The following is a 15,693-nucleotide window of genomic DNA, read 5'->3' as shown; positions in this document are numbered from 1 at the left end:
AAAGCTAGAATAATGGTGCATTTCTTTGAATACTGGAGTTCATTTGAAAAATCAAATAGTGCTAATAGTGAAGAGGCTGACTATTCCTCCTTTTTCTTTAAAGTGTTCAGCTAGTGGGAATTCCTTATTAATAGAGGTGTGTTGGAAATTAGACTGGAACTGGTGCATATGCACCATTATTTCGAAACCTGTGTAGTAAATGGTGCATTTACTCTACGAAATGTGGTCCACTCTTGTTATAATGATAAAAAAGTGGTGCATTTTAGATGAAAAGGTTCTAATCCTTCCACCCAAGGATTCCCTGCAATAGAGAGGATGGGGTTGTTGTTGAGGTATCAGGATATACATGATCGTATGATTTTGAACTATGAGTTCCTGAAAATTTCTATTTTCGAAGAAACCAAGATTTTGTTTGAAGATCGTCCTTATATTTTGGATAAATGGAAAAAGGAAGCCTATCGTATGACGGAGGAAGAGGTAAAAAATCAGGTTCCGGGCTTTTCTATGGGACCAAGCTTTCGGGCCTTATTTTCCTTGTTCACTCAAACGTTATACTTCGAAAAACTTATAACAAAAGAAATGATAAAAAAGGCCGTGGACAGTTACCAGGATACAATCAAGGTAATATTGGCCGGCCATTTCATACACGAATTCCCGATGGATGAGATAAAACGCAGTGCGAACGAAGAGAAAATAAGCGAGGCCTTGAGCCGCCACTATATCTATTCAAGCATGGATATTGATTATCATTTAATGAGAGACATCGTGACAAAGAAAAAGGACTTTAAAAAAGGAGAGGCTGGTCTCTTGGCAACCGAGATTATAGACAATCGTGGACACGTTAGAGGATTAGCAGAAATAAGGCCACCAGAATCACAGAAAGCAGAGCTAGCCTCCGATCAACAGGAAATGTGGCTTGAACTGATAGAATCTACTATAAATTCATTGGATGAAATGACCGCCGACCTCTTTGACTTAATTACATATTTATGGATGGTCTCGCCAAAGTCCGTTGACGGGTATATTGAATTTCATAGCAATGATGCCTTACAGCTTAGGAACCTGAAGAAACGGACAGCACAAGGACGGGAACTGGACTTCCGGGAGGAAGATCGCTTCAATATCATGAAACGGGTCGCTGCACTTTCAAGCATTTGGATCTCTCTGGGCAATCAACAGGTAAAAGTGATTAACACCCAGGATATCCAGGACAATGAACTTTATGAATTCAAGGATTTCCAGAGAATGTTCGAAATCGGGAAAATCCGTGTTGCTTATGATAAAAAGACCGGGGAAGCGAAAGGGATATATGCGGTACAGGTAAAGCCATCCCCTGTTCTTACCCCTTACTTAGATGGACCCAATCGCACACTTGGCTTGTTGGATTTAAAGGTGTTTCAGTATAGCCACTACACACAGCGCGAACACAAGCGATTGACCCGCTACCTAAATCTACAGTGGAAAATCAGGACCATTAGAAGGTCCTTGCATCAGCCGTTTAAGGTCTCTACCCTGTTGAAAATAATGGACATATCCAGTCGATATAATGGGGTGCAAAAAAGGGATAAGTTTGAAAACGTTTTGGATGAATTGCAAAAGGACAGCGTGATCAGTAGCTGGAGCTACACCGAGGAGATCGATGAGGAACAAGTTGGAAAAAAGGGATGGTTCCTAGGCTATTGGACCAAGTTGAACGTGCTTATTCTACCAACGGACATAGTCGTTAAAGAGAACCAGAAAAAAATGATGATAGATTCAAACCGCTTGGTGAATGAGGAAATTATTGAACGGATGAATCAGATAAGTCATGAAAATTCGATTTCAGAAGACCTTTTTTTCTCCCAGGACTTTTCACTAAATGAGTTGGCTCCGACACTTGAAATAGAAGACTCCTTTGAGGTTCCATCCAAAGTGACCTCCGTGATCACCAGTAGCCTTCCGAAAACAGAGCAGCAGGCATTTCATTTCGGACAGGAAAAGGAATTGGCGCTTTCTCCTGAGACGATGAGAGAGATGATGGACTCCCTAAAAATGAGTATCCGACAGACAGCAGAGGAAATCGGCATTTCCCACTCTACCCTTTCGCGATACCTAAGAAGGGAAAATAAGCGTCAAAACAACAAGAACGATGAAAAAATGCTCAATTGGATAAAAGAAAAATCAAAACGACAAAACTCTAATTGATTAATCGTTAGAGTTTTGTCGTTTTGTTTACTCTCTACATTGGAACAGGGAATTTTCACTTGCATGCAAATTGCATTCAAAGTTGACAGTTGCATACAAAAAGCATACAATAAGATAAGATTTCAAGAAAATAAATGAAACCGAGGAGGAATCTATTAAAAATGGCTAGATTTGTTTCAGTTGATGTTGGTAATGATGCGGTGAAAGGATTTTTGGGAAGTATTGAAAATCGTGTATACATACCGAACGTCATTGCAGAAGTGCAAGATCGGGAAATTGTGGAGATGGAAAAAAACATATTGAATGGATTACATGTGGAGATTACTTCATCCGCCCTAAAAAATAAAAACGGAAGTTTTGCAGTCGGAAAGTTAGCATCCAAGTATCCAAATAATGACGAATTAACGCCAGATCAAGATAAATCCGAGAGTGACCAACCTGTCATCATGCTATTGACAACCCTTGCTTATGATGCCGTGGAACAATTTCCTGAAGAAGATGGTGTTATTGAAGCCACTTATTATTTATCAACAGGATTGCCCCTGGATGAAACTAAACAAGGAAAAGCTAAAGACTTCCGAAAAAAGTTAAAAAACTCCCAACATGAAGTGAAATTCTTAAAAACCCCTTCCCTAGAAGGTAAAATTGTTCGGATTAAATTCGAACAAATCCTTGTGAATACGGAAGGATTCGCAGCATTTGTGGATTTAACAACAAATAATGACGGTTCTACCAAAAACGAAGAACTCATGGGAAAAACGATCCTCATCAACGATATTGGGGGCTTATCAACGGACTCAGCCATCATCACCGATGAAGCTGAAGTGGATAATGAATACAGCAATGGAATAAAAAGAGGTGTATCCACCTATTTGGATAATATTATCAAAAAAGTCTATTCCAAATACAAATACACTATTAAAAGTAGACGCACACTCGTAGAAATCATCACAAATGAACAGCCTGATGAACAATATCATATCTGGGTTAATGGGAATAGAGTGTCCATAAAGGATATCATAGATGAAGAATTATCCGTTTTGGCCAAAGAAGAATATAAATTAATTAAAGATATGTGGCGGAATGTTCCAGACATAAGGCTGGCCTATCAAATTGGTGGCGGATCCTTGGTGTTAAAACCTTACTTGAATGCACTGAATCAAGCCGACAAAAACTACCCTCTCCGTTTCGTTTCGGAAGATGATAGCGTATGGATGATTACACGAGCCTATTTTAAAATTTTGCTTATGTATTTACAAAGTAAAGGGATATCTACACAAAACGTGGCAGCTACAAAAGAGTGATATAAATCCATGGAACAATTTGAGCCTGGAAAAACCATCTCTTTTCGCTTACCCTCTGACACCCCTTTACATGTCAGTGAGTATTTAATAAGCAGGAAAAAGGAATTAGGCAGGAAATTCAGTAGTGAAATAGCTCCGATCTTTGTTAAGGCGGTTTCGCAAAAAGCCTTGGGGAATACAGATAGTGATCAAATCACCATTAGTCTGCCCGAAGGTTTGACAGCTGAACAAAAGGAATGGATGAACCACCCCAATACAAGGGCTTTGATTGGTCAACTTCTTTATCAGGTAGTGACCAAGCCTAATAAAGCCTTTGAATTTAATCAGACTCTTGAAAATAAGCAAGAAGAAAACACTGCATTTAAAGCTAATGCAGCCATTCAAAAATTTGCACAAAAAACATTCTTAGATTTTGACGACGACGACTAACCCTATCCTTTGATGGGGTTTTTCCTGTTATAGACAAAATCAGTCAAAATCAGAGAAAGGACATTGCTTATAGAAAGTCAAATACATATAGAAAGCTTTATAGAGCACAAACAACCTGTATTCTACATTTGGTTCATAAATTTTTTTACTCATTCGGTTAGAATGTTACCCCTCCCCCAAGGTTGCACCAAACGAATCACTTTATATAGACCATTTGTGTTCTGTAAACTATATATAGTCTATAAATTTAACTGGATTTAAGCTACAGGTGGCCGATTTAAGGAACAATCTACCCTCTGCTCCCTAACTGGCTATAACTTTCTCCTTAAATAAGATCAAATAAAAATAATAATAATAATTCAAAGATGGCCACCTTATAATTCTTTTTTATTTTGTTATTCGTTACTAGTCTTGTATAATATTATTATTCATGTGGGCCATTTGTGTTTTGTGTTCCACATATAGGCTATAATATAGAGGCTACATCTACTCCATATATTTTCTAAATCTCGAATGATAGTTTCGAGTTTAAAATAATGTTACTTATCTAACTTAAGAAAAGAAAATTATAGAGCACATATACTCTATAATCTATAAATGGTCTATAAACTATTACTATATATAGCCTACATAAACCTAGATCCATAACTAGACCGTTTTTTTAAATCTTATTCTTTCTACCATTTAACTGTTACTTCAAATATAACAGTTACTAATGTAGACCATTTATTTTTTGTATTCTACATATAGGCTATAATATAGAGACTATATCTACACCATATACTCCCTGTTTCCAACTTAAGAAAAGGAACATAGAGGCCACATACACTCTATAATCTATAAATGGTCTATAAACCCTTACCATATATAGCCTACATAAACCTGGAACTATAGCTAAACAATTATATTAACCTTTTTCTTTCTATTATGTAACTGTTACTGCAAATATAATAGTTACTAATGTAGACTATTTATGTTTTGTATTCTACATATAGACTATAATACAAAGGAACATTCCAATACTGAAAGCCTATTTCCAGTAAAGAGTTTTCAAGTCTTTGATCAACGATTATTGACCTTACTTAATTAGAAAAAAAGTATAGAGCATATGTACTCTATACTCCACAAATAGTCTATATAAACTGAGTCTATAACCAAATCATTCTATATATTCTTTCTGTTTTATCCATTACTCTCAGTAAATTTGTTATATATGTAGACCATTTGTGTTTTGTGTTCTACATATAGCACTACATATAGTTCATTATTTAGAGACTTTGAATAGGCAAGTAAGACAAGAAAAATTAGGAGGTTCAAAAATGCCTGAAGAAACATATTGGAAAATTAGCGATTTTGTAGAAACGTTAAAAACTCATCTGAACAATCAAAATATACATATTAATACAGTGGACGGTTGGTTTAAACGGTTAGAGAAAGAACGCCTTCATTATATTAATCGTACTCTAGAAACCAATGAAAAAGTGTACGATGAATTAGATTTAAAAATTGCAATGTTTATAAAGAAGAGAAGGGAAGAAAAGTGGGCCTTATCAGCGATTTCAAATGATCTCTCAAACTTTTTTGAGTTAAGAGCATTCCCTGTAAAAAAAGAGAAACCTGCTCCATATGTAGACAATATGGAGACTTTGAAAAAACAGATAACAGAAGAAGTGAAGAAAACTTTTGAAGAAATGGCTACCGCAAAAGTCGAAGAGTTGAAAAGCCAATATGAACTGTTACTAAACGGCTTGCCCAAACCACCATCTATAGAAGAAAGAAAGAACCAAAGCTTTCAAGCGATGGTGATCCAGAGAAAGATTGAAAGTTCACTGGAAGAGGAGGCGAACCAGGCATGGTCCAACTTGCCTGAGGATCAACGCCTTAAGAGGGTGGGTTTTTTTAGAAAAGACATCGATTTGGAGAAAAAGGACCAGTTTGTCCGTACTTATATCAATGAACGTTTTGTGGAACGGTTGAAAAAAGAAATGGAACTTGATAAGTGAGTCATGGAAGGCCTTTTAATATCTAGCCCCAAAAATCAACCATGGATTCGGCCTATTTTTGGCGAATCCATGGTTGATTTCTTAGTTTTAATAAAGGGGGCTGTAAACTAGCTGTTTCTAAAAATGACCGTACATAACCATAATTTAATGATAAGAATATTTTCATTCTCTAATCCAACAGATCCACTTATATAACAGTAAATACTACAGTTTTCCAATAATATTTCATGGTTTCAATTATGGACGTAAAGAAATGGAGGGGCTTAATTGAAAGACGTCTTAGAGAATATAGCAAGACATGAAAACCGATTATCGCTGGAAACGTTAAGGGATCATTCCCGTTTTTTTAATTAGAGAGTACTTAAATCAATCACAATCATTGAGACCTGAATAAGGTCTTTTTTTATTACAATTACTTTACTTAAAGGGTTATCCTAGTCTTTTGATAACCTCGTTGCCCTCCAAATCTCGTCATACGGTTTGCTAGGGGAATTATAGAAGTGCAACTGTTATATAGTAGCACCTTACTTTACAAAGTTAATCTTGGACATCAATTAAGGGCTCTAATTCGAGATGATAGTTTACATTGATTTTCATATTACTCCATTTTTCAAACCATTTTTCTTCACTCATCGGTTTAGTGAAGGGCGTGAACGTTTTAGTTCCAATCTGTAGTGGATCAACGTTCCACTCCTGATTCCTGTAAAAATGCCTTTGTTTTGGTTTAAACGGAAAATCAAAATTCACCTCATTAAGAGGAGGAAGATTATGCGGATTTGTGAATTATGCGGCAGTGAGCAGGAAATGGAAACAGAAGAAACTGAATCAAAAAGAATCAGAATTCTTCATGTTTGTGAAAACTGTCAGAATGACAGAGCTTTCGACTATTTTGACAATTAAAAGAAGACGTGAGAAAAGGGAATCCGATTGTGGAATTCCCTTTTTTATAGCAAGGCGGAGCAAGCAATTAGAAACACAACGATTTACGACTTTCTTTTACTTTCTGATAAGCACTTACAGCTCTCCAATTTTTTCTCGCAGTACAAAAGAAGGTGTCTTTCAGCTATGGATTCCGTTGGGTTTTATATTAGGTTTCTTTTACTTGTTACGCAGTAAAAGAAACCATCCATCTAAAATGAAAGCGTGTATTTTAGGACTTTGCATAGCCTTATATCAGTTAATTCTTCAATATGTTAGGTAGTTTTTGGTATTTCACTATCGGGTGCTTTAGCTGAAGATCGGAGTTGTCTTTAAGGCAGCTTTTTTGTATGAAAGCACATTAGTAAAAAAGCCATGCTAAAATAAACCCTCCATATTCTCATTTTTTTGATGGGGGTAAATGTACTAGTTCGTTATTTTAACTGGTTATGCAGTTTGTTGTTCAGATGGAGCGATTGTATAGCCTTACTTTTTTTGGTATTCGATCATTTTTAATTCTTTGTTATTTTGTTTTTCTTCAAGGTGATTTGAGCCTAGTTCATGATAAGGTTCTCCTGTTTTTAAGATGTTGTAAGCAATCGTTACTAGTAAATGGGCAGAAGCGATTCGTCCCTTCATTTTTCCTTGCCGTTTGGTAATCCTTTTTCGTTGTGAAGCCATTCGATTATTTTGCCTTGATGTCGCTAATACACATTCTATGGCCATCGTTTTTAAAGCTTTATTTCCTGGTGTGGTTTTACTCGTTTTTTTTTACCAGCACTTTCGTAATTTCCAGGACTCACACCAGCTCAAGAGGCAAGATGTTTAGCTGACTTAAATACGGACATATCTACACCCATCTCCGCAATAAAAGTAGCTGCGGCAGCTTTGATCACACCAGTATACCATCCCATAATTCTACTTCCTTGCGATAAGGGGACAGGAGTTGATCGATTTGTTTTTCCAATTCTTCTATGGTTTGTTCTAAATAACCTATATGCTCCCAATGGTAACGCGCAACATATCACGATGATGACGGCGAATACGGCCATTAATTGCATTGGTAATGTCAGTAATACTTGCTTTTGTTCGCCAATCCACCATTTTTCGAAGACCATCGGTCTCTATTTTTTCACCGTTTAGAATCGCTTCAAGGATACGGCGTCCCGATACACCGAAAATATCTGATAGAACGGATGTTAGCTTGATATTAAGCATCTTGAAGAATTTTGTGAATGCGATTCTGCTCTGAGGTGCGATGATGAATCAATTTTTTTAGATAACGAGTAAGATCTCGTAAATCACGAATATCCTCTGGTGGGACAAAATTGCTTTCAATAAGTCCGCATCTTAGAAGCTTGGCAAGCCATTCGGCATCTTTCACATCAGTTTTACGCCCTGGAACATTTTTGACATGTCTGGCATTGGCCAGAACAAGGTGAAAAGAACCTTCAAGTATATTCCATATTGGTCAACAGCCTAATCTTATATAGGAGTTGTTTTTATGTTTGGTATTGTCTTGATATTGCTTATAGCTTCTGCTGGGGGAGTTATTGCTATTACCGGCTTCTTCGTTATATTAGATTGTGGGGAGCATTAAAATTTAAACTCCATTCGATGATTTAAGAGAGCCTTTTGGCTCTTTTTATTTTGAAAAAGTTTTAACTTTGTAAATTTGTGTTTTGCTGTCCGAACCTACCCCTACAGGGATTATTTCTTTTAGGATCATGGTCCTTTGCTTACTCTAAGCTATATTTATATTATGTAAACTGGAGAGGATAAAGTTTTCACTTATTATAAAACGGATTTACATAAATATGGGGATGCCTTCACATAATATAGAAGGATTTAAATTCCTTAGTAATAGGGAGGTGATTAGATGTTCTTCAAAAAACGAAAGATTAGAAATAATAAAGACAAACAGGCCGTGACTGAGAATTCACAAGATATTGGCCAGCTGTTTGCTAAGGCTAAAAAATCCAGTGATTTTAAACAATTTCCACTTACGGATGAATCGGGACATTTAATCATTTCTTACTACAATACACTGGTCGATCAACAACAACTCCAACTGAAAATTTTACTGATTTTCCGAGAGACTCCTTTTAAACTAGACAGGCTAGAGAAAATTGATGACATAAAGAAAATCATCGCAATAGAAGATATTGTAATAACGGATAATGGGAACGAAGCTGAATCAAAGTTACTTAAAGGGTATGCGATACTTCAAATGAAGGAAAATGATCAAAGGGTTGCTTTAATTCTCTTATCTAATGATAAAGCTGGATTGCGTGAACAAAATAACGTTGAAAATGAGTTTAGTGTGGTGGGTCCACAAATTGGGTTTCTAGAGAATATTGATGTAAATATACATTTATTAAGACAACAAATAAATACAACTGATCTAATTACGAAGGAAGTAAACATTGGTTCTACTTCAAATACTCGAGTTATTATTGCTCATATTGATGGGATTACGAGTGAGCAGCATGTTAATACCATGACCCAACGGCTTCAAGATATTGATTTTGATGTCATTTTTGATACTTCTCAGCTGCATCAATTTATAGAAGATAATTCCCTTACACCGTTTCCTTTGCTTCTTCCAACTGAACGTGTGGATAGGGCGGTTCAATCTCTTATTAACGGACAAGTAGCTGTTTTAAGTAGTGGGTCGCCATATGTCATTACAGGTCCTTCTACGATCATTGATTATTTTATTTCACCTGAAGATTACTTTCTCCCATGGATTCTTGGATCTTTTTTTCGTTTAATACGGATATGCAGTGTCCTTTTCTCCATTTTTGGAACATCTATTTATATAGCCGTTATCACTTACCATTACGAGATGATTCCAAACGATTTATTCGGTTCACTTAGTGTTTCTCGTTATAATGTCCCGTTTCCACCGGTATTAGAGGTGATTTTTCTGGAATTCACGATTGAACTATTACGTGAAGCGGGAGTCCGGTTACCTACAAAAGTAGGACAAACATTGGGAATAGTGGGCGGTATTGTTATCGGCCAAGCGTCAGTTGAGGCGGCCCTTACAAGTAATGTCTTACTCATTATAGTCGCCTTATCTGCCTTAGCTTCCTTTACTACCCCCATTTATAAAATGTCGAACACTATACGTTTTTTACGTTTTCCTTTAATTCTCTTCGCATCTATTTGGGGGGGACTAGGTATCGTTATCGGGATTGCCTTTTTAATCACTCACCTTACACGGTTAGAATCTTTAGGAACACCCTATACCGTTCCATTTTATCCTTTTAGGCCAGAGGATTTAACGGACAGCCTGATCCGTTCCTCTTATAGTAAAACATCCAAAAGGCCAAATTATTTACGTCCTAAATCAATTTGGAGATACCACCCAGATAATCACAAAAAAAAGAAAAGTGATTTTGATGAATAATCAGGAAAGGGTCATAAAGGTGAAGTAAATGAAATTATGTTTTCTGTTAACTTTTAGCTTAACTTTCTTTTTATCAGGGTGTGGTATACATGAGAGGATCATTGATGAAGTTCAGATAATTGAAGCTCTAGGATATGATCGGGAAGAAGGCAAAGTTAAAGGAATTGCTCTTTACCCTACTTTCGCAGAACAGGGAAATATCAAATTGAAGATTTATAAAACGGTGTCTGATTCATATGAAGACATACTCCCGAGACTGAATGCAAAATCAGCCTATCCTATTGAGACAGGAAAATTAGATTTTGTATTGTTCGGCAAGGAATATGCCACACAAGGGATCGAAGATGTTATCACTAATTTTGCCCGAAATCCAAATACGGCGAGTCGAATGCAGTTGGGCATTGCTGAAAACACAGCCGAAGATATACTTCAATCCAGTAAACATGTGAATCTTTCATTCCATTTAAGTGAAAAAATCAATCAAAACATTGAAAGTGGTAATTTGCCAAAAATGAATCTGCACATGTTTTTGAACAATTTTCATCAAGAAGGGAGGGATCAAATTTTACCTTACTTTATCCTAGAGGAAAATCAAATTAAAATTGACGGGTTAGCCTTATTAAAAAACGGGAAGTACATAAATCATATTAATTTAAGACAGTCCTTAATTCTAAAAACATTAATTGATGGGTCTCAAAATGGACAATATAAAACCAAAATCACGCAAAATAAAAAGGAAGGTTTTATTCTCTTGAAAAACCTGGATGCAAAAACTACATATACGGTTGAGAAAAGCGAAGACATTCCGAGTATATTCATCGATTTAACCATCCATGCAGAGATTGAAAAAGCATCATCCTGGTTTGATTTGAAAAAAGATAAAGATATTGTAAAATTGGAACGAATTTTAAATGCACACTTTAAGGAAGAGGTCCAACGTTTAATTTCACTGGCACAAGGATACAATGTAGATCCCATTGGGTTGGGAGAAAAGGTTAGAGCCACCTCAAGAAATTGGGACTATCAACGGTTTATGGAGATATACCCAGAAGTAAAAACCACTGTACACACAAATATTGACATCCTAAATACAGGTATTGAAGAGTAAGTCTGCATGATAAGAGGAGGAACCACGTGAAATCATTACTAGACGAACGACATTTAGTATCTTCCTTTTACGTTTTCTTTCTGATCTACACGAATATTATTGGCATAGGAATCATGAGTTTTCAACGAGAAATAACGAAGGACGCAGGTTATGATGCATGGATTTCCATCATTTTATCAAGTATAAGCATTCATATACTAGTTTGGATGGTCTATCGTATTCTTGGAATTGCTAAAAATGATGTCATACATGTTCACAAATTTTGCTTTGGAAAATGGATTGGCGGACTGTTCAACATTTTTGTGATTTTCTACTTTCTTATATTAGCGTTAATTGTTTTCCGTGTTTATGTTGAAGTTGTTCAAGTTTGGCTGTTTCCCTTAATGAAGACCTGGCAAATAAGCCTCATTCTTCTAGTCCTCATTTATTACGTTGTATCCGGTGGATTCCGCGTGATTACTGGAATGTGTTTCTGGGGAACTATCATACCCTTTATTATCCTGTTTCCCCTTAATTTTTTTTCATTGGAATTTGCCAATTTTCACAATTTATTACCCGTCTTTAACCACTCTGTGAAGGAAATCGTATCATCCTCTAAAGCTATGTTGTTTCAGTATGTTGGCTTTGAGACCTTATTCATGTTCTACCCATTCATAAAAAATCCAGACAAATCACAAAAATGGGCCCATTTTGGACTTTTGTTCTCAAGCTTACTTTATCTAATAGTAGCACTCATCACATTTGTTTTCTTTAGTGAAGGACAATTAAACCATACAATATGGCCAACATTAGCTCAAATGAAAATTGCGAAATTCCCTCTAATAGAAAGAGTCGAATTTATCGTTGTTTCGATTTGGTTACTTCTCGTATTACCCAATATCAGTGTGAAAATATGGGCAGGTTGTCGTGCTATTAAGAAAGTAATAAATGTGAAACAACGTATAAGTCTGTTCATTGTACTGGTCCTATTCTTTATTATAGCTAATGTGCTCAAAGAGAGGAGTCAAATAGAGCGATTGAATGAAATGTATTCAAACATTGCTTTTTACTTTGTGTATCTATATATCCCTTTTCTCTTTTTGTACATTCATATTAAGCATAAAATAACTAAGTAGGATAGAAAGCTTCTAGAAACTTATAATACAATCTGGGCAGATCGTTTTGTAAGGATTCAACAGAAAAGGTCAGCAGTTACATTGGGGAAGGTGAACCATTCCAAATCACAGAAATTACAATGGATGATCCTAAACTAAGTGAGGTTTTAGTTCGCCTTATTGCGTCGGGGGTTTGTCACACTGATGTGGAGTTAGTATAGTTTCATGGACACATTTTAGTTAAGTCCTTACAATGATTTTTGAGAGGATGTGTCCGTCTTGGAACGTAAGAATACAGGTGAAAAATATAATAATGAATTCAAGAAGACTATTGTAGATCTTGGGTAATTCGGTCAAAGAATTAAGCGGCGAATATGGCGTATCAGAAGTTACCATTTATAAATGGGTTAAAGAATTTATCCCTATCGGTTTAGGGAAAGAGTCTATGACTCCAAAGGAATTAGCTGCCATACAGAAGGAAAACCTTCGGTTAAAGCAAGAAGTTGAAATCTTAAAAAAGGCTATGGCCATATTCGCGAAAAAGTAACCGAGACAGATCTTACCGAATTTATTGAGGAAGACAAGAAACAATATCCCATACAGAAGATGTGTGAAATACTAGAAATCCCAAGAAGCAGCCATTATCAGTCTCTTCAACTTGTCGTATCCAATCGCGAACAGGAAAACCAAGAGCTAACGCAGAAAATTCATCTCATCTACTTAGAAAGCAAGGGACGTTAGGGTGCTCCCAAGATACATAAAATCTTATTAACCAAAGGGTTTTCCCTAAGTCTAAAGCGTATTCAACGCCTAATGAACAAAGCGAGTATTCGTTCTATCAGGAAGAAAAAATACCGTCCTTATCCATCAAAAGAAAAGATTATTCAGTTAGATAATTTGCTTAAACGAGACTTTACTACCCAGACCATTAATGAGAAATGGGTAGCTGATATTACGTATATCCACACGTTAAAAGACGGATGGTGTTATTTAGCTTCTGTATTGGATCTTCATTCTAAGGAAATAGTAGGGTATTCCTTTTCACGTTCTATGGCGACAGAACTGGTCATAAAAGCTTTCGATAACGCTCACTCTTCACAAAAGCCATCGGAGGGCTTAGTTCTTCATACGAATCTTGGCTCACAATATACAAGCAGTGAGTTTACTCAACATACCCAGAATCATCATATTAAGCGAACCTTTAGCCAGAAGGGTTGCCCGTACGATAATGCAGTATTGAATCTTTTCATGCGATATTAAAGAAGGAAGAAGTCAACCATGTACAGTATCTAGACTACCAAACAGCTAAATTAGCGATATTCCAATTTATTGAAGGTTGGTAAACCGAAAAAGAATTCACAGCAGCTTAGGATATAAAACTCCACAAGCCATTGAAGATCAAATTACAAATACAGCTTAAGATTTAACTTTTTTGTGTCCAAAATATTGACTCAAATCCATGGCTTTGGTAAATCTTTAAAGTATTTAATAATTATTTATTAGGGATTTCTTAAGAATCAACTTGTCTAGCTTTTCACTATATTCAAGTGTTTCCTGATGATTTAGACCTTTCTTAACACCAGTTTCTATAAGTAATTTTCTTAGGCTCTTTATATTTAATTCTAACTCTCTATACATTTTTATTTCGCACATTTTGAATACTCCTTTGTGGGTAACTAATTTCTATTTTAGGATTATATTACAATTATGTAATTATTAAAATGTTTTTTCTTAAACTTGCTAATAAGTAGGGAAATCGACATAAAATTATACTGCAATACGTCACAGTAGAAACAAAGAAAATCGTGAATGGTTGCAAGGTCTTCGAAAGAATTTTTCCCTACAGCTTGAAGGTCATAACCTGTGTGAACGCAGATATAATCTACTCCAAGTTTATCCAGTTCTTTCGCACGACCTTCAATGTCTTTAACTGCGATCATATCAGCAAGGATTTGTTTACCTTGTTTTTTTGCTTCTTCTACAGCACCTTTAATGGACTCGTCTTCAGCTGTACCAAGAATGGTGATGATGTCAGCGCCTGCTGCAGATGCTTGGCTAACTTCATATCAGCTGCATCCATGATTTTAAGATCAGCTAAATGATAGCTATTTACTAACGGTACGATACTCAGTATACTGGGTATGTTACTAAATTGAAAGTATGCACTATTTTATCATATAGTAACAAAAAGTATACTATGGGACATAATAAGAGTTGGAGGTGAAATAAATGCCGAATCTTGGGGAAAAAGTGTTTAATTGTGAAAAAGAATTGACTCTTTCGATTATTGGCGGAAAATGGAAAATGTTGGTATTGTGGCATCTAGGAAAAGAAGGAACCAAACGTTTTGGTGAACTAAAGGCCCTCATGCCTGGTATCACTCAAAGAATGCTTGTTAATCAATTGCGTGAACTTGAAGACCATTTGATTGTTCATCGTGAAGTCTATCCTGTCGTTCCGCCAAAAGTTGAATATTCACTCACTGAGTATGGAAGAAGTCTGATGCCTATTCTGGATGCTATGTATGACTGGGGTAAAGATTATATTGAGAATGTATTAGAAAAAGAAACAGAAAACAAATCGTCTATTCAGTAAAAAAGAGTTTCTCCTAGGGGTTCGAAAAGTGTAAAAAAGTTCATATACTAACAAACCACGGTTAGCTATCTTAATAAAGATGCTGTCCGTGGTTTTTTTTGTATCTCTACGTATTTAAAAGGTTGAAAAAACACAACATATAATAAAGGAATCAGTTACTTGGTATTGGATTCATGTTTATAGTGTTATTTTTAACACTATATTATACCAATGTATCTATATGTTAATAAAGTACGTACTTTCAAAAGTATAACTTACGTAATATACTGATTTTGCTCAAGTAATAGCGAGCTTAAAGAATACTACCAAACCTTAAGAGAATACTACTACAAGCATGGTGAGATGAAGTGAAACTTCATTTAATAATTTATACATGTTGTTGCTTTTGACGAAAGGAGAGATCCGCATGGGAAAGTTCAAAACTAAGCAGCGAAAAGTTTGTGAAAGATGTCTAACCATCACCATAAATAATGAAACCTGTCCAAAATGTGGACATTCTCAATTAAGAGATATCATTATTACCGGACAAGCTGGGAGAAACAAACGAATCTTACATCCAAAAGTAGGATAACGCAATAGCGAAAACCCTTGTTGTTTTTGTAGGGAAAACGAAGAAAATCAGACATTTTTCTATTTGAAAATG

13 protein-coding genes and 2 pseudogenes are annotated in these 15,693 nt (G+C 35.8%); 11 read left to right on the top strand and 4 right to left on the bottom strand.

Features of this window, described 5'->3' with window-relative positions; genetic code table 11:
- The first annotated feature begins 327 nt into the window (after positions 1-327).
- From QUF86_RS28245 to QUF86_RS28225, 5 genes are all read left to right on the top strand, one after another.
- The gene (locus QUF86_RS28245) at positions 328-2,184 is read left to right on the top strand and encodes a helix-turn-helix domain-containing protein (RefSeq protein ID WP_289336463.1); all 1,857 of its coding nucleotides are present in this window, start codon (positions 328-330) and stop codon (positions 2,182-2,184) included.
- 161 nt (positions 2,185-2,345) lie between these two features.
- A complete protein-coding gene (locus QUF86_RS28240; RefSeq protein WP_048883064.1) occupies positions 2,346-3,488 on the top strand; it encodes a ParM/StbA family protein in 1,143 nt (380 codons plus the stop codon).
- A 9-nt stretch (positions 3,489-3,497) separates the two neighbouring features.
- The gene (locus QUF86_RS28235; protein WP_289336461.1) at positions 3,498-3,917 is read left to right on the top strand and encodes a hypothetical protein; all 420 of its coding nucleotides are present in this window, start codon (positions 3,498-3,500) and stop codon (positions 3,915-3,917) included.
- A gap of 1,319 nt (positions 3,918-5,236) precedes the next feature.
- The gene (locus tag QUF86_RS28230; protein WP_289336460.1) at positions 5,237-5,920 is read left to right on the top strand and encodes a MerR family transcriptional regulator; all 684 of its coding nucleotides are present in this window, start codon (positions 5,237-5,239) and stop codon (positions 5,918-5,920) included.
- Between the two features lie 768 nt (positions 5,921-6,688).
- Complete coding sequence (locus QUF86_RS28225; protein WP_289318567.1) at positions 6,689-6,820, top strand: hypothetical protein; 132 nt, start codon at positions 6,689-6,691, stop codon at positions 6,818-6,820.
- Between the two features lie 504 nt (positions 6,821-7,324).
- Here QUF86_RS28225 and QUF86_RS28220 read toward each other — a convergent pair.
- The gene (locus tag QUF86_RS28220; protein WP_289336459.1) at positions 7,325-7,519 is read right to left on the bottom strand and encodes a hypothetical protein; all 195 of its coding nucleotides are present in this window, start codon (positions 7,517-7,519) and stop codon (positions 7,325-7,327) included.
- Between the two features lie 529 nt (positions 7,520-8,048).
- Positions 8,049-8,297, bottom strand: a complete 249-nt coding sequence (locus tag QUF86_RS28215) for an IS110 family transposase (RefSeq protein ID WP_289336506.1) — start codon at positions 8,295-8,297, stop codon at positions 8,049-8,051.
- Positions 8,298-8,717: 420 nt separating this feature from the next.
- On the opposite strand from QUF86_RS28215, the gene QUF86_RS28210 reads away from it, so the two are divergent.
- From QUF86_RS28210 to QUF86_RS28195, 4 genes and pseudogenes are all read left to right on the top strand, one after another.
- Complete coding sequence (locus QUF86_RS28210; protein WP_289318564.1) at positions 8,718-10,253, top strand: spore germination protein; 1,536 nt, start codon at positions 8,718-8,720, stop codon at positions 10,251-10,253.
- 28 nt (positions 10,254-10,281) lie between these two features.
- Entirely contained in the window at positions 10,282-11,361 is a 1,080-nt protein-coding gene (locus tag QUF86_RS28205) for a Ger(x)C family spore germination protein (RefSeq protein ID WP_289318563.1), read from the top strand.
- Positions 11,362-11,387: 26 nt separating this feature from the next.
- Complete coding sequence (locus QUF86_RS28200; RefSeq protein ID WP_289318562.1) at positions 11,388-12,476, top strand: GerAB/ArcD/ProY family transporter; 1,089 nt, start codon at positions 11,388-11,390, stop codon at positions 12,474-12,476.
- Positions 12,477-12,734: 258 nt separating this feature from the next.
- Positions 12,735-13,875 (top strand): annotated as a pseudogene (locus QUF86_RS28195) (IS3 family transposase).
- A gap of 65 nt (positions 13,876-13,940) precedes the next feature.
- Here QUF86_RS28195 and QUF86_RS28190 read toward each other — a convergent pair.
- Both QUF86_RS28190 and QUF86_RS28185 read right to left on the bottom strand, forming a co-directional pair.
- Positions 13,941-14,093 carry an aspartyl-phosphate phosphatase Spo0E family protein gene (locus tag QUF86_RS28190; RefSeq protein WP_226990407.1) on the bottom strand — a complete coding sequence of 51 codons (153 nt, stop codon included), beginning with the start codon at positions 14,091-14,093 and terminating at the stop codon, positions 13,941-13,943.
- A 170-nt stretch (positions 14,094-14,263) separates the two neighbouring features.
- A pseudogene (locus tag QUF86_RS28185) lies at positions 14,264-14,553 on the bottom strand (orotidine 5'-phosphate decarboxylase / HUMPS family protein); the annotation flags it as partial.
- A 131-nt stretch (positions 14,554-14,684) separates the two neighbouring features.
- On the opposite strand from QUF86_RS28185, the gene QUF86_RS28180 reads away from it, so the two are divergent.
- Positions 14,685-15,050 (top strand): winged helix-turn-helix transcriptional regulator, encoded by a 366-nt coding sequence (locus QUF86_RS28180; RefSeq protein WP_031538335.1) that lies wholly within the window; start codon positions 14,685-14,687, stop codon positions 15,048-15,050.
- 406 nt (positions 15,051-15,456) lie between these two features.
- Complete coding sequence (locus QUF86_RS28175; RefSeq protein WP_153246161.1) at positions 15,457-15,621, top strand: hypothetical protein; 165 nt, start codon at positions 15,457-15,459, stop codon at positions 15,619-15,621.
- Positions 15,622-15,693: the final 72 nt, after the last annotated feature.

The organism is Peribacillus sp. NJ11, from assembly GCF_030348405.1.
In the GTDB taxonomy this organism is placed as follows: domain Bacteria; phylum Bacillota; class Bacilli; order Bacillales; family DSM-1321; genus Peribacillus.
This window is presented reverse-complemented; position numbering and strand designations above follow the sequence as displayed.

What these genes read in the sequence shown, in the direction of transcription:
- QUF86_RS28240 (WP_048883064.1), top strand. Translation starts at nt 2,346, where the DNA reads ATGGCTAGATTTGTTTCAGTTGATGTTGGTAATGATGCGGTGAAAGGA.
- QUF86_RS28235 (WP_289336461.1), top strand. Translation starts at nt 3,498, where the DNA reads ATGGAACAATTTGAGCCTGGAAAAACCATCTCTTTTCGCTTACCCTCT.
- QUF86_RS28230 (WP_289336460.1), top strand. Translation starts at nt 5,237, where the DNA reads ATGCCTGAAGAAACATATTGGAAAATTAGCGATTTTGTAGAAACGTTA.
- QUF86_RS28225 (WP_289318567.1), top strand. Translation starts at nt 6,689, where the DNA reads ATGCGGATTTGTGAATTATGCGGCAGTGAGCAGGAAATGGAAACAGAA.
- QUF86_RS28220 (WP_289336459.1), bottom strand. Translation starts at nt 7,519, where the DNA reads ATGGCTTCACAACGAAAAAGGATTACCAAACGGCAAGGAAAAATGAAG.
- QUF86_RS28210 (WP_289318564.1), top strand. Translation starts at nt 8,718, where the DNA reads ATGTTCTTCAAAAAACGAAAGATTAGAAATAATAAAGACAAACAGGCC.
- QUF86_RS28205 (WP_289318563.1), top strand. Translation starts at nt 10,282, where the DNA reads ATGAAATTATGTTTTCTGTTAACTTTTAGCTTAACTTTCTTTTTATCA.
- QUF86_RS28190 (WP_226990407.1), bottom strand. Translation starts at nt 14,093, where the DNA reads ATGTATAGAGAGTTAGAATTAAATATAAAGAGCCTAAGAAAATTACTT.
- QUF86_RS28180 (WP_031538335.1), top strand. Translation starts at nt 14,685, where the DNA reads ATGCCGAATCTTGGGGAAAAAGTGTTTAATTGTGAAAAAGAATTGACT.
- QUF86_RS28175 (WP_153246161.1), top strand. Translation starts at nt 15,457, where the DNA reads ATGGGAAAGTTCAAAACTAAGCAGCGAAAAGTTTGTGAAAGATGTCTA.